This is a genomic window from Sphingobium sp. B1D7B (genome assembly GCF_025961965.1).
In the GTDB taxonomy this organism is placed as follows: Bacteria; Pseudomonadota; Alphaproteobacteria; order Sphingomonadales; family Sphingomonadaceae; genus Sphingobium.
Window position 1 is genome coordinate 815,804 of sequence record NZ_JAOQOR010000001.1, and the last position, 19,671, is coordinate 835,474.

At 61.5% G+C, this 19,671-nt stretch carries 13 protein-coding genes and 1 tRNA gene; 7 read left to right on the forward strand and 7 right to left on the reverse strand.

The annotated features are described in order from the left end of the window. The first annotated feature begins 177 nt into the window (after positions 1–177). Both M2336_RS03825 and M2336_RS03830 read left to right on the forward strand, forming a co-directional pair. Positions 178–2,934 (forward strand): DUF2339 domain-containing protein, encoded by a 2,757-nt coding sequence (locus M2336_RS03825; RefSeq protein ID WP_264592562.1) that lies wholly within the window; start codon positions 178–180, stop codon positions 2,932–2,934. Positions 2,935–2,985: 51 nt separating this feature from the next. Then, positions 2,986–6,381 (forward strand): acyl-[ACP]--phospholipid O-acyltransferase, encoded by a 3,396-nt coding sequence (locus M2336_RS03830; RefSeq protein WP_264574036.1) that lies wholly within the window; start codon positions 2,986–2,988, stop codon positions 6,379–6,381. Between the two features lie 102 nt (positions 6,382–6,483). Here M2336_RS03830 and rtcA read toward each other — a convergent pair whose 3' ends face one another. Both rtcA and M2336_RS03840 read right to left on the reverse strand, forming a co-directional pair. Then, a complete protein-coding gene (gene rtcA / locus M2336_RS03835; protein WP_264574037.1) occupies positions 6,484–7,497 on the reverse strand; it encodes an RNA 3'-terminal phosphate cyclase in 1,014 nt (337 codons plus the stop codon). 28 nt (positions 7,498–7,525) lie between these two features. Continuing rightward, positions 7,526–8,755 carry an RtcB family protein gene (locus M2336_RS03840; protein ID WP_264574038.1) on the reverse strand — a complete coding sequence of 410 codons (1,230 nt, stop codon included), beginning with the start codon at positions 8,753–8,755 and terminating at the stop codon, positions 7,526–7,528. A 347-nt stretch (positions 8,756–9,102) separates the two neighbouring features. On the opposite strand from M2336_RS03840, the gene rtcR reads away from it, so the two are divergent. From rtcR to dcd, 4 genes are all read left to right on the forward strand, one after another. Next, positions 9,103–10,692 carry an RNA repair transcriptional activator RtcR gene (gene rtcR, locus M2336_RS03845; RefSeq protein WP_264574953.1) on the forward strand — a complete coding sequence of 530 codons (1,590 nt, stop codon included), beginning with the start codon at positions 9,103–9,105 and terminating at the stop codon, positions 10,690–10,692. 1,517 nt (positions 10,693–12,209) lie between these two features. Further along, positions 12,210–12,647, forward strand: a complete 438-nt coding sequence (locus M2336_RS03850) for a hypothetical protein (RefSeq protein WP_264574039.1) — start codon at positions 12,210–12,212, stop codon at positions 12,645–12,647. A 6-nt stretch (positions 12,648–12,653) separates the two neighbouring features. Next, positions 12,654–13,985: a hypothetical protein gene (locus M2336_RS03855; RefSeq protein ID WP_264574040.1), complete on the forward strand. Its 1,332-nt coding sequence runs from the start codon at positions 12,654–12,656 to the stop codon at positions 13,983–13,985. Next, on the forward strand, positions 13,982–14,635 hold the full coding sequence (dcd, locus tag M2336_RS03860) for a dCTP deaminase (RefSeq protein WP_264574041.1): 654 nt from the start codon (positions 13,982–13,984) through the stop codon (positions 14,633–14,635). The genes M2336_RS03855 and dcd overlap by 4 nt, the downstream gene beginning before the upstream one ends. On the opposite strand, the gene M2336_RS03865 is transcribed toward dcd, so the two are convergent. Continuing rightward, entirely contained in the window at positions 14,632–15,780 is a 1,149-nt protein-coding gene (locus M2336_RS03865; protein ID WP_319801489.1) for a S8 family peptidase, read from the reverse strand. The two genes, dcd and M2336_RS03865, sit on opposite strands and share 4 nt — an antisense overlap. Before the next feature lie 415 nt (positions 15,781–16,195). On the opposite strand from M2336_RS03865, the gene M2336_RS03870 reads away from it, so the two are divergent. Further along, positions 16,196–16,271: transfer RNA gene (locus tag M2336_RS03870), tRNA-Val, on the forward strand. 16 nt (positions 16,272–16,287) lie between these two features. Here the strand turns inward: M2336_RS03870 and M2336_RS03875 are convergent. The 4 genes from M2336_RS03875 to M2336_RS03890 form a co-directional block, all read right to left on the reverse strand. Further along, complete coding sequence (locus M2336_RS03875) at positions 16,288–17,154, reverse strand: pirin family protein (RefSeq protein WP_264574042.1); 867 nt, start codon at positions 17,152–17,154, stop codon at positions 16,288–16,290. A 115-nt stretch (positions 17,155–17,269) separates the two neighbouring features. Then, a complete protein-coding gene (locus tag M2336_RS03880) occupies positions 17,270–18,493 on the reverse strand; it encodes a multidrug effflux MFS transporter (protein WP_264571617.1) in 1,224 nt (407 codons plus the stop codon). Positions 18,494–18,629: 136 nt separating this feature from the next. Beyond that, on the reverse strand, positions 18,630–19,223 hold the full coding sequence (gene metW / locus M2336_RS03885) for a methionine biosynthesis protein MetW (RefSeq protein ID WP_264574043.1): 594 nt from the start codon (positions 19,221–19,223) through the stop codon (positions 18,630–18,632). After that, positions 19,216–19,668, reverse strand: coding sequence for a GNAT family N-acetyltransferase (locus tag M2336_RS03890; protein ID WP_181561564.1), 453 nt, complete (start codon positions 19,666–19,668; stop codon positions 19,216–19,218). Before M2336_RS03890 ends, metW begins: the two co-directional genes overlap by 8 nt. Positions 19,669–19,671 lie beyond the last annotated feature (3 nt).

Below are 19,671 nucleotides of genomic sequence, written 5' to 3' on the forward strand. Positions count from 1 at the left end.
ATCGCTGTTCTGATCCTGGGTTCTCTTCTCGCAGATACGCGCAAGCGGCTGACTCGACTTGAAAAAGAGGCTGGCCGATGGGCTGCCGGACCGGTGGAAGAACACCTACCCGAGCCGAAAACAGCCCATGATGCAACGTCTGATCATCCTGCGTCGTATCGCGGCCCAGCGCGCATAATGGCATTTGAACAGCCCACTGCTGTTACTGAACAAGACGCCTCGCCAGCCACGTTGGACGTGCTTGAGAATAACCCTGCGCCTGCTTCGAGCGAGGCGGCGGAGATTTCTTCGGCGGCACTAGTCGAACCTGACGAGACTGTGCCGGAGCAAGCCGCCCATCGCCCGGAGAGCAGCAGCTTTGAAGACCTGTTCGGTCGCCGTCTCCCGATCTGGGCAGGCGGTGTCACGCTGATTGTCGCGGCTGTTCTACTCGTGAAATATTCAATTGATGCGGGCCTGCTTTCTCCCTGGGTCAGGGTCACCCTCGGCCTGATCTTTGGCTCAGCGCTGATCGCAGCTGCCGAGTTCGCCAGGAAGATGGAGCGGTTCGTTCAAGATGACCGTGTCGCGCAATCGCTCGCGGGCGCAGGCGTCAGCAGCCTGTATGTCGCCATATTGTCAGCCAGCAATCTCTATCATCTCATCTCGCCCGGCATGGCATTCGGGGGACTGACTGCCACGACCGCAGCGGCCATCGGTCTGGCGTTGCGGTTTGGCGCGCCTTGCGCTGTGCTCGCGCTGCTGGGCGGCCTAGCCACACCGGCCCTGATCCAGAGTGGCGCGCCCAACATTCCCTTATTGAGCGGCTATCTCGCGATGGTTATCGGCAGCCTGACCTTGCTGTCCCGCCGCCAGCGCTGGTTCTGGCTGGGCGCAATGGCACTCGCCGGGGGGATGGGCTGGTCTGCGCTTGTGATTGTCATGGGCGAGCTCAGCCAATTCTCGGTGCTCTCGATCGGCCTTATCGTTCTACTCTTCGGCATCGCTTTGCCACTCGTAACGGGCCGCGAGGACCGCAGCGTCGTGCTCTGCGCGGTTGCAGCCGCCGCGGCGGCCTTGCAACTGGGCCTGCTTGTCTCGCAGGGCGCCTATGATGGATTGAGCTGGGGACTTTATGGGCTCCTGTCCCTCGCATTCTTCTGGCTGACCAAGCGCATGCCGACCTTGCGGACGATGACGGCTCTGCCGCTCGGCATCAGCTTGTTTCTGGCGTATCTTTGGCCAGCGGCGCCCCTGGGCCTGTTCACTGCGGTGATGGGTGGCATCATCCTGATCTTCGGGGGTCCAGCCTTGTGGCGACTCTGGAGGCCTGGGGGAGGCATTGTTGAAGCCGGGCAAGTCGTTGGAATCGGCATCGGCGCCTATTTTGTGACGCTCCACCAGCCCTTTGACGCGAGCGAGACAGGCAATGCGCTGCTGGGCGTTGGATTCGCGGCGCTGCCCGCGCTGGGAGCTGCGCTCGGATGGCGCGCGTCCGACCGGCAGGATGACTGGCGCTTCCCCGTCCTTGCGCTCGCCTCGGGATTCATCCTGATCTGGTCAGCGACTTTTAGCGTGAGCATCTGGCTACAGCCTGTCGCGATAGCGGCGGTATCCGCTGGCCTTCTGCTGATCGCCCTTTTCTCGCAGGATCGGCGGATATCTAACGGCGCGCTCGTCTATCTCGCCGGCGCTGTGCTGCTGCTCATCGGTACTGGCTTGGCAAATGGCGAGGTGGAACGACTGACAGCGTCCGTCGACCCTCTCCACAGCGCCCAGGCACTGCTCCGTTGGGGATGTCTTGCCCTCGTCGGGGGAGCTTTCGCGTGGCACAACGCCGGCAAAAGTCTGGGCCGGGCCCTGTCGGCGGCGACCGCCGTCCTCGTTTATGGCTTCCTCGCCCAGATCGTGCCGGCACCCTGGCTTGCCACTGTCGTAGCCGCCTGCATCCTGGGCCTTGCCTTGATCGCACGCCGCCATTTTCCGGGGGACCTTGCATCGGCGATGCTGACGTTGAGCGCCATTGTCATGCTGTGGATGATCGCACCGTCGGGGGCGTGGCTGATCCGGGGAATGGGTTCGCTCGCCGGCTTCCCCGTCTTTTCGAGCGATCTGCCACCTCTCGGTCTTGTCCTTCGCGGCCTCGTCGGACCCGCATTCCTCCTCGCTTCGGCCTTCTGGATGCTGCGAGACAAGGCGGAACTCAGCCCGGCCCGTCTGCCCTGGCTGCTGTTCGGCATCCCCACACTGATCGGGGCTCACTGCCTCTACAAGCTGATCTTTGCGATCAATGATAGCCAGCACTTCATTGCCCTGGGCCTGGCGGAGCGGACGATTTGGCAGATGCTATTGATGGGCACCGGCCTGGCCTTGTGGCGCTGGAGAAAGCAGCAGCATGTCGCCGCCACCCTTCTCATCGGCGCCGGCCTCGCGCATAATCTCGTTTATTCGATGCTCCTGCACAATCCGCTCTGGAGCGAACAGAGTGTGGGCGCCTGGCCGCTGCTGAACCTGCTACTGCCGTGCTACGCCATCGCGTTCGCAGCCCCACGAATCGTCCAATTGGTTCGGCCGGATCTGGATGGTCAAATCGCACGCGCGCGTGTGCCATGGGACATGCTGGTGATCCTCATCTTTGCCTTCTCAAGTTTGCGTCAGTTCTTCACCGGCACCATTCTGGTCGGCGTGCCAATCGGACAGAGTGAGAGCATTCTCTGGTCGGTGCTGGCCATTGCCATGGCGATCGGCTGGCTTGGCTGGGGCATTCGGCGGGCGGACCGAATCTGGCGCACAGGTTCGCTTCTCCTTCTGCTCGCTGCCATCGCGAAGGTCTTCCTGATCGATGCGTCCGGGCTCGAAGGGCTGCTGCGTATCCTCTCGTTCCTTGCTCTGGGGTTCAGCCTGATCGGAGTTGGCTGGCTCTACAGCCGCTTCCTGCGCAGCGACTCCAATTAACGGTTCCAAAGTCAACTCGCTGCTAGGCGACAGCCTTCAAGGGAGATCTGCATGTCCGCTCCGGAATTTTCTCTGCTGACAAAGCGCCGTTTCGCACCGATTTTCGTGGTGCAGTTCCTCGGCGCCTTCAACGACAATCTGCTGAAGTTCGCGCTGCTCTTCCTGGCAACATTCTCTCTCTACAAGGGTGACGCGAGCCAGGCTGGGCTGCTTTCGGTCATCGCGAGCGGCATCTTCATCGCGCCTTATTTCCTGTTCTCGGCGCTCGCCGGACAGATTGCGGACGCGCGTGACAAAGCTGCCCTGGTCAGATTCGTGAAGGCAGCCGAGATCGGCATCATGGGGATTGGCCTTGCCGGCTTCTGGTTCGAATCGGTACCCGTGCTGCTGGTCGCGCTCTTCCTGATGGGCATGCACTCAACGCTGTTCGGGCCCGTCAAATACTCGATCATTCCGCAGCACCTCCGCGAGAATGAAGTCGTGGGCGGCGTGGGTCTGATTGAAGCCGGCACCTTCCTCGCCATTCTCGGCGGCCAACTTTTGGCGCAGCAGATCCCCCCGTGGGAGGCTGGCGTCATCGCCACCGGCCTTGCGGTGATCGGCTTCCTCGTGGCCCTTGCCGTGCCTGCGGCGCCAGCCACGGCGCCCGGGCTGAAGATCGATGTCAACATCTTTGCCAGCACCTGGAACATCCTGAAGGCTGCGCGGCATGGCCGGGGGGTGTGGCTTTCGATCCTCGGCATCAGCTGGTTCTTCGCCGTGGGCGCCGTGCTGCTCTCCCAGTTCGGGCCGCTCGTTTCCGGCGTTCTGATGGCCAACAAGGACGTCGCCACGCTCTTCCTGGTCGTCTTCTCGATCAGCGTTGCGATGGGCTCGTTGCTGGTCAACGCACTCCTCAAGGGCGAGGTTTCGGCCCGCTATGTGCCGATTTCGGCCTTGCTCATGTCAGCTTTCATGGTCGATCTCTGGCTCTCCTCCAGTGCTTTCCAGTCGGTCGTGCTCGATGCGGGCGTCCCGGCTTTTCTGGCTACGCCGGGCAGCTGGCGGATCATCTTCGACCTCCTTGGCCTTGCCGTTGCAGGCGGCATGTTCATCGTGCCCTTGTACACGATCCTGCAGACGCATTCGCCGAGCGAGGAGCGTTCGCGCACAATCGCCGCGAACAATATCGTCAATGCGGCCGTGTCCGTCCTCGTCGTCATCGTCGCCACGGTCCTTCTCTCGACGGGCACCACCGTGCCCGGCGTCATCGGCGCACTTGGCTTTGCGACGCTCTCGGTCGCCCTCATCTCCTGCTGGCTGCTGCCCGAAACGATCTTCAAGGTGATCGTCAGATCCATTCTAAAAGTCCTTTACCGCGTTGAGCTGTTCGGGGCCGAGAATATGCCGCGCGCAGGCGAGCCGGCGGTGGTCGTCGTCAATCATGTCTCCTTCCTTGATGGCCTGCTGCTGGCAGCCTTCCTGCCTGGTAAGCCGACCTTTGCCGTCCACACGCGCATCGCCAAGGCCTGGTGGCTGAAGCCCTTCCTGCCGCTCTTCGATGCCTTTCCGGTCGACCCCACCAATCCGCTTTCCGCCAAGGCAATGGTGAAGGCCGTGCGTGAGGGGCGCACGTTGGTTATTTTTCCGGAAGGCCGCATCACCGTCACCGGTGCACTGATGAAAGTGTTCGACGGCCCCGGCATGGTCGCCGACAAGGCGGACGCGCCGATCATCCCCGTCCGCATCGATGGCGCACAGTTCACGCCGTTCTCGCGCCTCAAGGGGAAGGTGCGCCTTCGGCGCTTCCCCAAGATCCGCCTGACGGTGCTGCCAGCACGTCGCTTCTCCATCGAGGGGGATCACTCCGCGCGCACCCGCCGTGCCATCGCCGGGCGCCGTCTCTATGACGAGATGAGCCAGATGATCTTCGACACTTCGTCAACGCGCATGACTCTGTTCGAGGCGCTGCTTGAGGCGCGCGAAGTCCATGCCGGCGAAACCGAAGTGGTCGAGGACGTTAAGCGCGAACCGATGAGCTACGATCGGCTGATCATCGCGTCGCTCGCGCTCGCCAGACCTTTGAACGAAACGACGCGGCGTGGTGAGGCGGTCGGCCTGCTGATGCCCAATGTCTCCGGGGTGGTTGCGACCTTCTTCGCGCTACAATCGGGCGGCCGCGTTCCCGCCATGCTCAACTACACAGCCGGCCTCGCCAGTATTCGGGCGGCGTGCACTGCCGCGCAGGTTCTCACGATCATCAGTGCGCGGGCGTTTGTTACGCAGGCGAAGCTGACCGATCTCGTGTCAGCGCTGGAGGCCGATGGCCTTGCCTTCGTCTGGCTGGAGGATGTCGGCGCACAAATCGGGCTCGGCGCCAAGCTGCGCGCAAAGCTCGCAAGCCGGTCCGCGCTGAGCCGCCACAAGCGCCTGGGCCTCTCGCCGGATACCCCCGCCGTCATCCTCTTTACCAGCGGATCGGAAGGCCTGCCCAAGGGTGTCGTGCTCACGCATCGCAACCTGCTTTCCAATTGTCGCCAGCTCGCGGCGCGCATTGACTTCAATGCGAGTGACGTGGTGCTGAACGCCCTGCCGGTGTTTCACAGCTTTGGCCTCACGGGCGGCACGCTGCTGCCGATCTTCCACGGCGTGAAGACCGTGCTGTATCCCAGTCCGCTGCATTACCGGATCGTTCCCGCGCTTGCCTATGATGCGAACGCCACGATCCTGTTCGGCACTGACACGTTTCTTTCCGGCTATGCGCGCATGGCGCACGGCTATGATTTCTACTCACTGCGTTACATTTTCGCGGGCGCCGAGCGTGTGCGTGACGAGACGCGCAAGGCTTATGCCGAGAAGTTTGGACTACGCATTCTGGAAGGCTATGGAGCGACCGAAGCCGGGCCAGTGATCGCCGTAAACACGCCGATGCATTTTCGCTCCGGTACCGTCGGACGGCTGCTTCCCGGCATCGAGGCCCGCCTGGACGATGTGCCCGGCATTGAGGAAGGCGGGCGCCTTTCCATTCGCGGCCCAAACATCATGGCCGGTTACATGAAAGCTGATGCACCGGGCGACCTGCAACCGCCCGAAGGCGGGTGGCACGACACCGGCGATATCGTCACAATCGATGACGAAGGCTTCGTCACGATACGCGGCCGCGCCAAGCGCTTCGCGAAGATCGGCGGCGAGATGATCTCCCTTCCGGCCGTGGAAGCCTATGCTGCCAAGGTCTGGCCTGAGGCCGAACATGCAGTGGTGACCAGACCGGACCCGAAGAAAGGCGAGCAGCTGGTGATGTTCACCACGGCCAAGGACGCCAATTTCGCAGCGTTTCAAAGCTGGGGCCGGGCCAATGGCGTGACCGAGCTTTCCCTACCACGCGATATTCGCGTCCTGGATGCACTGCCCGTTCTGGGCACGGGCAAGCTTGATTATGTCAAGATGGGCGAACTAGCGGCGACGTAAGGTCGGGAGCGAATCTGCGAGTTGACGCTTGTGATGCGTTGTTCACATCGGTGCGAGACAACGCGTTATCACGGCCTGACGAGCGATTGTTTCGATGGCTCTTCACGCCATCGAAACAAGATGAACCCCGCTCGCCTCCTGCACAAACGTCCAGGTCTGACCCGTGAATTTCGCAATCACGTCGGCCGCCGTCCGGGCGTGCTGGCTTGGTTTGACCGTGGTAAAAGAACCGCCTTTCGCCAAGGCAAACGGCAGCAAAAGCTGATCGGCCAGATAAGGTCCTGCAAAGGCGGTAGACGCCATGTAACCGGCCATGCGGTGGGCGGCCGTCTTAGCGATTGACTCCGCGGACACGCCGAGTTTGCCAAACCCTGTGACGATTTCCGTGCCATGTTCGAACGCCGCCTCGAGCAGTAGGGCATTGCCCGGACCGTCGCTCTCGGGAAGTTGCCGTACCGCGAACGCTTCCTCGGGCCAGCTAAGAAACTTGGCGGCCGTCCTGAGCTCACGATCCGCGACATCAAATGGCAGGCCAGCGAAGAGGGCGGTCGCGGACACGCTCCGCAATGGTCCACGATCGATACAGTCGATGCGCCGAAGGGGTGCAGGTTCGATTGTCACCTCGATCCTGCCGCCACCACGCGGATAGAAACCGTGCCGCACCAGCTTCGCGGTAACGCGAGGCCCCATGCGATTGACGATTGGCAGGAAAACCCGTTCGATAAACTCGAACGGCGGCGCCATCATGTTGTGCGTGCCGCCCTCCAGCGCGAGGTGCGATGGCGCATCGGCCAGCAGCAGCGGCATGAGGACTGTCTGCAGCACCAGCCCGGTGCTGCCGGCAGTACCAACCGCGAAATGATAATCGCCTGGACGGACAGGGCCTGGCCGAAACACGATCTCGGATGAACCGATCGAAACGCCTTCGCACTCGACATTGCCAATCTCGCACGCCGCCTCGACCGCGGTCAGATGCTGGCGCATCAGTCCCGGCTTCTCGCGACGCCCGCGAATATTGGTGATGTGGAAAGGCTCGCCGGTCACGAGCGACAAGGCGAGCGCATTGCGCACGACCTGCCCTCCGCCTTCGCCTTCCGCTCCGTCGATGATGATCATATCTATCCCCAATGATGGCGTGAAGAGGTTACCCCTTCACGCACACCACCTGCTTTAACGTATGGACGATCTCGACGAGGTCGGCCTGCGCCGCCATGACCGCCTCGATCGGCTTGTAGGCCTTGGGCGTTTCATCGATCACCCCCTCGTCTTTGCGGCACTCGACGCCTGCGGTGTCTGCAATATGCTCGTCGAGTGTCACCAACTTCTTGGCCTGGGTCCGGGACATGATGCGGCCCGCGCCATGGCTGCAGCTATCAAACGATTCCTTGTTGCCAAGGCCACGCACGATGAAGCTTTTCGCCCCCATTGAACCCGGAATGATGCCCATCGTGCCCTTCGCCGCGCGCACTGCACCCTTGCGAGTCACGAGCACATTCTCGCCGAAGTGGTTTTCCCGCGTCACATAGTTGTGATGGCAGTTCACCGCTTCCAGCTCGGCGTCGAAAGGCTTCGCGATCTGGCCGCGCAGCGCCCGGATCACATTGGTCATCATCATGCGGCGGTTAAGCGCCGCGAAGTCCTGCGCCCACTCGACCGCCTCGACATAGTCGTCGAAATGATCGGTTCCTTCCGGGAAGTAGGCGAGATCCTCATCGGCCAGGTTCACGAACCACTTGCGCATGTCCTGCTTGGCGAGTTCGATGAAGAACGTGCCAATCGCGTTGCCCACGCCGCGCGAGCCCGAGTGGAGCATGACCCACACGCGCTGCTCGGTATCGAGGCAGAGCTCGATGAAGTGGTTGCCGGTTCCCAGCGTGCCCAGATGGACAAGCTGGTTGGTGTTCTTGAACCGCGGATATTTCGCCGTGATCCGGTCAAATCGCTCCACGAGCGTTGCCCAGGCCGAGACAATCTCGGCCGGCGGGTCGCCCCACGAACCGACATCGCGCTTGCCGCGATTGACGCTGCGTCCATGCGGCACAGCACGCTCAATCGCCGAGCGGATGCCCTCGAGATTGTCCGGCAGGTAGGTCGCTACCAGCGAGGTGCGCGCTGCCATCATGCCGCAGCCGATATCGACGCCGACCGCCGCCGGGATCACCGCCCCTTTCGTCGGGATGACCGAACCGACGGTCGCGCCAATGCCGACATGAACGTCCGGCATGGCCGCGACATGCTTGAACACGAACGGCATCTGGGCGGCCTTGCGGAGCTGCTCGCGCGCCTTGTCATCGACCGGCACGCCGCGGGTCCACATCTTGATCGGCTTACCACCCTCCACATGTTGCACATCAAAATTCGCCATCTCGGTCATTCCGACCTCCTATCATTACCTTGCGCGATGCGGCGACTGCCAAACGCTGAAGCTGATCAGGGCAGCTGGACTCAGCGAGACCCTGTCACGGAGCTATTGGGGCGGCCGGCCCATTCCGGCCGCCCTTGCTCCACCGCTATCGAGAAGGTCGAAATATCACCTCGCTCGATGCATTTATATCAGCACGGAATGTGCCAGTTTTCGATGCGGAGAGGGAGGTGTGTGCACATACCTCTGTATAACAAAGAAAAATTTATGGAATCGTATTCCTTGGTGAAGGCGGCACACGATTCCAGGAAGTAGATTTTATGATCGCTTCAGCTATAGATTTATCTTACAGGATAATAATGAAGCGCCTTACGGTTATCGGATTTCTGGGTTCCACGCTCGACGCAAGCAAGTTCGATGCGTCTCGTTGGAACAAGTGGCGTCCGTCGGTTGCTGTGACGATGCATCAAGATCTGCGCGTCGATCGCTTCGTCCTTCTGCATGGGACACCGCATCGTCGGCTCGCCGAGTTCATCATCAAAGATATCGCCTCGGTCTCACCGGAAACGCAGGTCGAACCGCGCCTGCTGGATTTTACGGACCCGTGGGACTTCGAGGAAGTCTACGGCAAGCTGCTCGACTTCGCACAGGGCGAGGTGTTCGATCCTGACACTGAGGACTATCTGATCCACATCGCCACCGGCACGCACGTAGCCCAAATCTGCCTCTTCCTGTTGACAGAGGCACGCTATCTGCCGGGCCGGTTGCTGCAAACCCAGCCCTCCCGTGGCAGCATCAATCCGGCCGGAACATGGGCGGCAATCGATCTGGACCTGTCACGATATGACAGCATCGCCACGCGCTTTGCCGTCGCGAGTGCGGACAGCGCGTCGTTCCTCAAGAGCGGGATTGATACGAGGAACCTCGCCTTCAATCACATGATCGATGAGATCGAGCATGTCGCGTCTCGCTCGCGCGCACCAGTCCTGCTCATGGGGCCAACTGGTGCCGGCAAAAGTCTGCTGGCCCGTCGTATCTACGAGCTCAAACGCCTGAAGCACCAGGTGGCCGGACCTTTTGTCGAGGTGAATTGCGCGACGCTCAAGGGCGACAGCGCGATGTCGGCGCTGTTCGGGCATCGCAAGGGCGCCTTCACCGGCGCGGCTGCCGACCGAGCGGGCCTGCTGCGGACCGCGGACAAGGGCATGCTGTTCCTTGACGAGATCGGAGAACTCGGCGCCGATGAGCAGGCGATGATCCTGCGCGCCATCGAGGACAAGCGTTTCCTGCCGGTCGGTGCCGACAAGGAAGTCGGATCCGATTTTCAGCTCATTGCCGGCACCAATCGCGATCTTGGCCAGGCCGTGGCATCGGGAGCCTGTCGAGAAGATCTGTACGCCCGCCTCAACCTGTGGACGTTCACCCTGCCAGGACTTGCCAGCCGCCGTGAGGATATCGGGCCTAATCTCGACTATGAGCTCGATCGGTTCGCCGAACGGGAGGGTGAACGCGTCAGCTTCAACAAGGAGGCGCGTCAGCGCTATCTTGCTTTTGGCACGTCGCCAGAAGCCCTCTGGCTTGGCAACTTCCGTGACTTGGCGGCCAGCGTGACCAGGATGGCGACGCTCTCGCCGCGCGGACGCATCGATCTTGAGTGTGTGGAGAGCGAGATTCTACGCCTCAAGCGTCTTTGGTCTGGTGCATCGGGCCAAAGCGATGATGACCTTGTTGATCTGCTCGGGGCCGAAGCGCTTGCGGATGTCGATCCCTTCGATCGGGTTCAACTTGCCGAGACGATCCGCATCTGCCGGTCGAGCAGGTCTCTCTCCGAGGCTGGCCGCCATCTCTTTTGCGTTTCCAGAGCCAAGCGCAGCAGCGCCAATGATGCCGACCGCCTCCGGAAGTATCTCGCTCGCTTCGGTTTGGACTGGGCAACCGTCGTCGCTTGAGAACGGCCGATTTGCGGAATGCCCTACTGTGAACTGCGGGAGCTTCCGGCGGCGATTATGTGGGCAGGAGCAGTGCCTACTCAGCTGGGAGGAAAGAGCACGGAACCAGACGCGATCCTCGATAGGAGGTTAGTTGGCTCGGATGTGGCAACGAAGGGCAGCTTAGTTAATCGTTGCGAGCCCCGCCGCTACCCCTCGCGACACGCTTTTCCCCCCGCCTCGCCCGCGCGCTTTTTGTGTCGGTTTTGATGCATTTTCACAGGCGCCGGAACCCGGCCTAAGAGCCGGACGGAGTTGCCGAATATATGGGTGCTCCGCAGATGCATTCTGATGCACACTAGCACCTGCTTGAATGCGATATCGGTCGATCTTTTCTGAGCGCCCAATCACGTCGCAAAATTTCTGAATTTTTCCTCTTCCGCCCAAGGCCGGGGGATGGGGTCGGGAAAACCATAACATCCATAATCTCGCGGAAACATTGCGCTGTAAGCCCCAGAAAACTGCCATTTCTGTGGTTATGGTTCGACCATAATCTTCGATAACCTCGAGGAGGTGAAAAACATAATCTCATTGAAAAGAAAGGACTTTTCGAAACCGAGATGTCACGTTCAAAAGACATAATCTGGTTATGGTAATATTATGGTAGATGTTATCGTGTAAGCATTTGAAATTAGGTCCATGTTATGGATATTATGTTTTTCCCGACCCCTAGTTGAGAGACGGAGAGAAACATCGCGGGTTTAACATTGGCTTGGTCCCACACCGCAAGTTCAACGACAATATCTGGACCAGCGGACAGCTCAGGTATTTCGCCGCCATAGCGGAGCTCCGGGTCGGATTTGTTCAATGGTACGTGTCATTCATTCATTAGCCTCTCACGACGGAACTGGGCCGGTTTCCTACCGGCAGCTTCGGGTGACAATTAATGCGGAGCGAACGTTCGTCTGCGGACCCCACTTGGCAATGCGTCGGGACGCAACCAAACTCGCACAGGGCGGATTCGAGTCGCGGCGAGGTGACTTGGCCATCGGAAAGGGGATAACCGCGTCTTGGCGCAGATCGGATGCTACATGACCGACGAGGAGGTTGCAGCGCTTGACGAATACGCGAAGTCGATCGAATTGACGCGTGCAGCGGTTTGCTCGCTCGTGATACAGCGCGAACTCCAGGCTAGCGAGCTGGGTCGCATATCCCGCCCCCGCCCCCGCCCACGGCGCTGTTCGGACGGCGTTGGCGACACGCGGCGACGGGTTACTTTTCACGTCGGAAACCCTGCGCTTAAACTCGCGTTTACGAGACATGTGAGATCGCTGGGCCTGGGCTCCGATGAGGCGGCATTCGCATTATTCAAAAAGGAGCTGAAAGAACGATGGCTTTTCAAGATGTTCGGTTTCCAAGGGAATCGAGGTTGATTCCAGAGTGTCAAACGGCTAGAATTTGGCGGCTAAAGGTGGGCTGGTGAAATTTATTCATGTTCGCTATATGTTCTCACCCGAATTGATGAGGAGGATCGGCGCATGCCGATGATGGCGGCCTACGAGCAGAACGATGCCCGCGATGCGGCAAGGCTTCTCGCGTCGATGACACTTGAGGGTCTGCGGCATGATCGTAACGACGCACTTGTCGGTAACGCGATCAACAACATGTATCGCCTTCTGGTCGGCTACCGTGCCCACGGCTTCTACGGATACTCTGAGGAGGGCCATCCGGAGGACGATGGTGCACTGACTTCGCTACTCACATCGACCGACCGTAACGTCGCCGACCTGAAGCATGCCCTCGACGCAGCATTCGGCAGTGCGTTCGCCGGGAGTGATCCCAGCAAGGCGATCGACGAGATGAAGGTCGTGCTGCGCATGACGGCGTTTCCGCGCGAAGGCGACCATCCCGATGCGACGGAAGTCGCCCGCACAGAGACCTTCTTCACGACGCTTCTCGACGAGTTGCAGGCCTGATTTCTCTTGGCTCCCTTTCTGTATGTCCAAGAGGAGTATGAAAACGTCAGGCGCGCGCTCGACGAAAGTCTCCGCTACGACTACGGACCCGGACAGACCGTCGACTACTACGAGGAGTGCCGTTTCAGACTGGACGGCATCCAAGCAGAGCTCGAGCGTTTGGGTCAAGGCGGTGCGGCGCCGGTGTCCGCCATCGTCTCGCAGCTGTGGGATTTGGCGAACCGCCTCACACTGATCGAGCGCTCTCACCTTGGTGAGTTTTCATGGCCTTTCGCCGATGCCATACGCGTGATCGCAAGTCCGCTCCTGCTCGAAAACGAGGGACTCGAAGGCGGGCATCAGCCTATCATTCACATGATCGCGGAAGGCACCAGCTACCAGATTACCAGCGAAAAGGTCATGGGACCGAACAAGCGACGCCGACTCTATACCGTCGCGTTCCCTAGACAACTCAAGCACCACGTGCTGATGCATGCGCTCTTCGGCCACGAGTTGGGTCACGCCACCTTCTACTCGTCGCGTGCCAGCGATCTCTTCAGCAGCGACCCGCTAAGCATCCAGCTTACCAAAATACTCCGGCGAGAGGGACACCTGCGCGACGCGGCTTCCGTGATGGCATGGCTGCGGAGCGAGGACGCTCCCGAGCGGGTAAAGCAGAGAATGAAAGGCATTACGGCTGTCATCACGGAAGCCAGCCTGGAGCACTGGATCGTTGAACTGATCTGCGACCTGTTCGGACTCGCGATCTTCGGTCCGGCTTTCGTTGCAGCGCATCGAACGTATCTGGAGCCGTCGTGCAAGAACCCACACCAGATCGAGATTGAGAAGACGTCGCACCCGTCCTACGCGCTCCGCCGGTCGGTGCTTGTCAGTGCGCTAAGGGTGCTAGGCTGGCTCGATCCCGTAGCGACAGCTGCGAACTCAGAGCTCTTAAACGCCGAACGCAGCCTGATCGACTATATTGGAGGCCCGGTAGAGTCTTGGACTGAGGTGTTCACACCCGATCAACTCTGCGAAGCGATGGCGACAATCAGCCGGCACTTCAACGCGACGGGGACACCGCTGGCGCAACGACCGAGCGAGGATGTTCTTGCCGACCTAGTCGGGCGGATCGGTAAGCATCTCCCGCCAATCCGCGAAGAAGTCGACGAGGAGGGAGTGTCAACGACGCATCCGGTACGGTTGGAGGAGCAGCTCTACGCAGGCTGGACCTACTGGCTGGGGCATGAGGCGCTCGACGCTCAACCGCTGGACTTCTACTCCCTGAACCAGCTGTGCGACCTAGCGCTGCTGCAGCAGCAGGCTATAGACTTGTCAGCGGGGAGGCGCAAACTTTGAGCATTCTGGGCCGACGCCAGATTATCGAGCGAATCAGGGACAAGAGGCTCGCCGTCACGCCACTCCTGTCGCCCACCCAGATTGGGACGTCGAGCATTGACCTGCGGATGGGAAACGTGGCGCTGATGGCGAGGGCACGGGGCTCGTCACACGTGGACCCGGCACTGGCCAAGTCCGAGACGAGGCAGAGTCCCTATCTCGCGGAAATGCGTCGCCAGCAGAAGCATGAGAGATACGAACTGCCCTTCGGCGCCGAACTTCTGCTCCACCCTGGCGCTTTGGCCCTCGTGCCGACGCTCGAATGGGTGAGCATCCCGTTCGACCTCATGGGTGAGGTGACCGCCCGTTCTACTTGGGCGCGCGAAGGCCTGAGCATCGCAACCGCGACACTTATCGAGCCCGGCTACCAAGGCATTGTGACGCTAGAGCTCGCGAACCTCGGCCAAATTCCGATCGCGCTCTACCCCGGACTAAAGATCGCGCAGATCGCGTTCTCCGAGGTGGTTGGTCAAGAGCCGCGAAAGGATAAACCCCAATTCACGGGCTCATTCAGTCCTTGGCAGGGCGCGCTGGCTAAAAAGGATGAGCTTCCTTTCCTGCCTGATAAGATTGGGGCACTTGAGCGCGGAGACAGTACGACGCAGGACTAGGGGGCTCTAACCATGCCCATTCCGACGTCGGTGTGATCATAGCCCGGCGCAAGGTCCGTCATGCAGGCGGTGCCGATTACCTTTGCGTGGACCGCCCGCGCGTTTGCATGCGGACCCAGCGCCTGCCACCAGAGAGCTGCGATACCTGCGACATGGGGGCAAGCCATGCTCGTGCCGTCGAGTTCGCGATAGCCGCTACCAGGCCAAGCCGACCTAATCGCCACGCCTGGTCCGCAGACGGTCGGCAGCGTATTCGAGAAGCCTGCGACAGTCAGGCCCGCCGGTGATTGCTCCAGAGCCCCGACGGCAATCACGCCTTCCGCCGCAGCGGGGAGTGACGCAGGAATTCTGAAGTTTGGATTGGAGGCTCGGTCGCTCTCATTGCCGCTCGCCGCGATCACCAGCATGCCGAGCCCATGCTCAGGCCGTTCGAGGAGGAAGGTCATCTGCTTGTCCAGCAGGCGGACGTTGCGTCTAAAGAGGTCGAGACCGCGTGCCGCTGCAAGCTTCTCCGACCATCCCTTCGCGATGAGCTGCTGGACCACTCCGGGTACGTCTAGACCTAGCGAGAGCGACGCGATGTGCGCACCTTTGTCCGCTGCCCACTCCAGACCCCTTACGGCCATCAGTGTGGATCCCTGTCCGGCTTGGTCCAGCACCTTTCCAATGAGCGCACGCTTGATGCCGGGCGCTACTCCGATGCGGCCGCCGCCGGCGTCCCGCCCGAACACTGTGCCGGCGCAGTGGGTGCCGTGGCCATGCCCGTCGCCGAGCCCAGTCCTTGTGAAGTCCGCCTGGACAATGTCTACGCCGGCGAAACTCGGGTGGGCGATGTCGATGCCGGTGTCCAGCACTGCGACTATCACACCCGTACCGTCGTGCGCAGAGGCGTCGGCCCCGACGGCAGTGATACCCCATAAGGGGGCGGGCGTACTCCCGCTAACCCTCGGCTCGATTAGAAGCGTCGGCATGTCCGGTGCGGCGGCTAGGGTGGTCGGATCGCGCTCAAGGTCGGCGACAGCGGAGACGGGAATACTGTGGAGTTCGACCGACGGTAGTCCGGCGTCCCGGGAGTCCATCATGTCGCTATCGACCATTTTTGCACCGGGCGGCGCGCGAAGAACAATCCAATCCTCGAATTCCATGAACCTTCCTCAGCCGGAAAAAGCGGCACATACCACGATCCTTGGTCGAGGGGGGCAGGTCAAGCGTCTTGCAGATCGGCCAGCTGAACCAGCAGTGGCTGAGATGGATGAGGCCCCACAGTTTGCGACCGCTCTAAAGGCTGTCGGGCTGCCCGACCAAGTGCCTGACCTGGGACGCTTAGCAGATACGTCGGTTCACCATCGGGAGCGTCCGATGTGCCAACCCGCACTCATAAATGGCTACTATTCGGACCACCCGACATTACTGCAACACGGCAAGCTGCCGAGCTTTTAGATTTCGGGAATAGTTCGGGACTCTCAGATCCGCCTACGGCCAAATGTTACGGCTCTGTTCCGCTTATGTGCCCTTGACCTGCTGGTGGAAAACCTAGAAAGCGCGGGAATTCCCGCGAGGGGGCGATTAGCTCAGTTGGTAGAGCGTCTCGTTTACACCGAGAATGTCGGCGGTTCGAGCCCGTCATCGCCCACCAGCATCCTGTCCGGCGATCACACGGGCGCGCCAAACCGTCCGCTGTTGAAATCATTGATCGCGGCGTGGATTTCCGCTTTGCTGTTCATCACGAAGGGCCCGTAGCCGACAATCGGTTCGTCGATCGGTTCACCGGTGAGGACGAGCAGGCTCGACTCACCTGCGGCCTGGATTTGAACATCCTTGCCATCTTGGCCCAGCAGCAGAACCTCGGCCTCATCAAGCGGCTGGGTGCCATTGATCGTGAGCCGGCCAGTCAGCGCGACGATCAGAGCAATGTGTCCCTCCGGCAGAGCGAGCGTCGTGTCCGCGCCTGCGGTCAGCCGTACATCCCACACGTTGATGGGCGTGAAGGTACGGGCCGGCCCCTGAGCGTCGCCAAGGGCACCCGCGATGATGCGTGCGATACCCGTAGCAGCACCGAGGTCGACGGTGGGAATGTCTTCGGCCGAAATCGCCTGATAACCCGCCGGCCCCATCTTGTCCTTGCCGGGCAGGTTCACCCAGAGCTGCACGATCCGGAACGGACCACCGGCGCGCGCGAAGGCGGGCGAATGGAACTCCTCGTGCAGAATGCCGCCGGCGGCCGTCATCCACTGCACGTCGCCAGGGCCGATGATGCCGCCATTGCCCGTGGAATCGCGATGTTCCACTTCACCATCATACACGATGGTGACCGTCTCGAAGCCACGATGGGGATGCTGTCCCACGCCCCGCCGCGCCTGGGTCGGTTCGAACGCGTGCGGCCCAGCATAATCGAGCAGCAGGAACGGGCTGATCTGTTGCCCGAGGTCATGATAGGAAAAGAGCGAGCGAACCGGGAAGCCATCGCCGACCCAGTGACCCTGATTGTTGCCGTAACGGCCGAGAATTGCCTTGCGCACGAACGATCTCCGCAGGCGGGCACGGGCCAGCCTTTCCCCATTCAGATAGGGTGAGGGCCTCAGGAAATGAAGGACGGACGGCGCAGCTGCTCGTCCGGCGCTCGCCCGAGACCGCTCAGCGCGGCGGCAGTGGGGGCCGCATGGCGTTGCGGCGCGGGCGGGTGAAGAGGCGTCCGCGTTCGGCCAGCAGGATGAAGACGAGCGCGACCAGACCGGTGGCCATGAAGCCTTCCGCAAGTGGCTGGGTGGTGCCATCGAACCGTTGTCCGGTCGCCGCCCCGATCAGCGTCGCAATCGCCATGCGCGCAAAGCTCTGGAAGCTGGCGGCCGACCCGGCGATGTGACCGAAGGGCTCCATGGCGATCGAGCCGAAGTTCGATCCGGTGAAGCCGACCATGCCCATGTTGAGCGCGATCAGCACCATGAACAGCAGCAGCGGCTCGGGATGCATCTGGCTGGCCAGCAGCTGGGCAATGCTGACGACGATGAAGAAGATGAGCGCGAGGTGCGAAACCCTGCGCGCACCGAAGCGCTCGACGATGCGGCTGTTCGAGAAGTTCGCCACCGCCATCGACCCCGCCACGCAGGCGAAGGCGAGCGGGAAGAAAGCCCCGGCATCGAACACGTCGAAGAAGATTTGCTGCGCGCTGTTCAGGAAGCCGAACATGCCGCCCATCATGATCCCCGCGCCGAGCATATAGCCCAGGCCTTGACGATCCTTGACGACCGCCGCCCAGTTGCGGGCGATGACCGGCAGGGAAATGCGCTGGCGCTGGTCTTCATCTAGCGTTTCGGGCAGCCGGCGCCATGTCCACACCAGCACGATGCTGGCGTAAGCCGCCAAGACGAGGAAGATCTCGCGCCAGGATGCCACGGTCAGCACCAGTTGACCCACGGAGGGAGCGATGACTGGCACCAGCATGAAGATGATGAAGATCACGCTCATCAGCCGCGCCATGGTGTCGCCCGAGTAGCGATCGCGGATCACGGACACGGCGAGTACGCCCAGGCCCGCGGCAAAGAAGCCGTGCACCGCGCGCATCGTGAGCAGCATCTCGTAGGTCGGCGCCAGAGCGCTGGCGAGGCCGCCGAGCGCCGAAAAGGTAATGCTGAGCAGCAGCATCGGCCTGCGCCCGAACCGGTCCGCCAGCGGGCCGGCGACCAGCGATCCGACGGCATTGGCCAGCATATAGGCCGTGATCATATATTGCAGCGAATTGGGATCGGCCACGTTCAGGGATGCGCGAATCGCGGGGAAGGCCGGCAGCATCGCATCGATGGCGAGCGCATTGAGCGCCATGATCGACGCCATCAGGCCGACAAATTCACGTTCGTTCATGGGAAAGGGTTTAGCCGCAGCAGTCATGTCGTCGTTTCGCTGTTCTGTTCGTGGCACGCCCTATGCACCGCCTGTTGCCATCTGGCCACCCCGTTGTTGCACTGCAGCATGGTTCGGAAGGGGGGTGTGGCGCCCATCAGGCATGCAGCAGGAAGACGGCGTGTTCGGCGAACAGATTGGCATTGGCCGATCCCGTCGTTCGGCCATGGTTGAGGAACCATTGGGCATCGATGGTCCAGCCGCGCTCACGCACCAGCGCCCGAAAATCGTTGATGGTGAGGTGGTGGATGTTTGGCGTGTCGTACCAGCGCTCGGGTAGCAGCGGCGTCACCGGCATCCGCCCGCCCCACATCAGCGAGAGGCGCCCGCGCCAGTGCGCGAAATTGGGGAAGGACACGAACGCCTGTTTGCCGATACGCAGCAGTTGCTCGATCACCTTGTCAGGCCGCCGCGTGGTCTGGAGCGTCTGACTGAGGATCGCGAAATCGAAGCTCTTGTCTGGATAATAGCCAAGGTCGGTGTCGGCATCGCCCTGAACGACCGGCAGGCCGCGCCCGACGGCCGCCGCAACATTGGCCGGATCGATCTCCAGCCCGCGCACATCCGCGTGTGCTCCGTCGCGCATCGCCGCCATGAGGGCGCCATCGCCGCAACCCACGTCCAGCACCCGAGAGCCCGTGGTGACATGGCGCGCGATCAGCGCAAGATCCGGACGCAGGCCGTCAGTCATGCGGCGGAGTCTCTTCGCCATTCAGCAGCGTGTCAAAGGCGGGGTCGAGCCGTTCCATATAGCGGTCCGGCCTTCGCGGACTGCGGAATCCTAGCGGGGCATAGACGCCATGCGCATCGAGCGTGGTGAGGCCGATACGCCGGATGCCCTGGAAATCAGGATGATCGAGAAACCACTGGACCATGCGGCGTGCCAGTCCAGCCCCGCGCGCGGCTTCATCGATCCACACGTCGCTCAGCCAGGCAAAAGTGGCATGGTCGGTGATCATGCGGGCGAAGCCGATCTGGCCATTGCGATAGGCGCCGAGGCAGTGCGATCCGTCAATGGCCCGGTCCACCAGCGCGCGGGCAATGCCGGGCGACCAATAGCTCGAGGCCAGCCAGCCATGAATGCGTGCGCGGTCCAACCGGGCCGGATCGTCGCTCAGCTCGATGTGGTCGGGCATCTC

Bases quoted from the DNA above. Each gene is read 5' to 3' on its own strand.
- M2336_RS03825 (WP_264592562.1), top strand. From the start codon at position 178: ATGGCATTTGAACAGCCCACTGCTGTTACTGAACAAGACGCCTCGCCA.
- M2336_RS03830 (WP_264574036.1), top strand. From the start codon at position 2,986: ATGTCCGCTCCGGAATTTTCTCTGCTGACAAAGCGCCGTTTCGCACCG.
- rtcA (WP_264574037.1), bottom strand. From the start codon at position 7,497: ATGATCATCATCGACGGAGCGGAAGGCGAAGGCGGAGGGCAGGTCGTG.
- M2336_RS03840 (WP_264574038.1), bottom strand. From the start codon at position 8,755: ATGACCGAGATGGCGAATTTTGATGTGCAACATGTGGAGGGTGGTAAG.
- rtcR (WP_264574953.1), top strand. From the start codon at position 9,103: ATGAAGCGCCTTACGGTTATCGGATTTCTGGGTTCCACGCTCGACGCA.
- M2336_RS03850 (WP_264574039.1), top strand. From the start codon at position 12,210: ATGCCGATGATGGCGGCCTACGAGCAGAACGATGCCCGCGATGCGGCA.
- M2336_RS03865 (WP_319801489.1), bottom strand. From the start codon at position 15,780: ATGGAATTCGAGGATTGGATTGTTCTTCGCGCGCCGCCCGGTGCAAAA.
- M2336_RS03880 (WP_264571617.1), bottom strand. From the start codon at position 18,493: ATGAACGAACGTGAATTTGTCGGCCTGATGGCGTCGATCATGGCGCTC.
- metW (WP_264574043.1), bottom strand. From the start codon at position 19,223: ATGACTGACGGCCTGCGTCCGGATCTTGCGCTGATCGCGCGCCATGTC.
- M2336_RS03890 (WP_181561564.1), bottom strand. From the start codon at position 19,668: ATGCCCGACCACATCGAGCTGAGCGACGATCCGGCCCGGTTGGACCGC.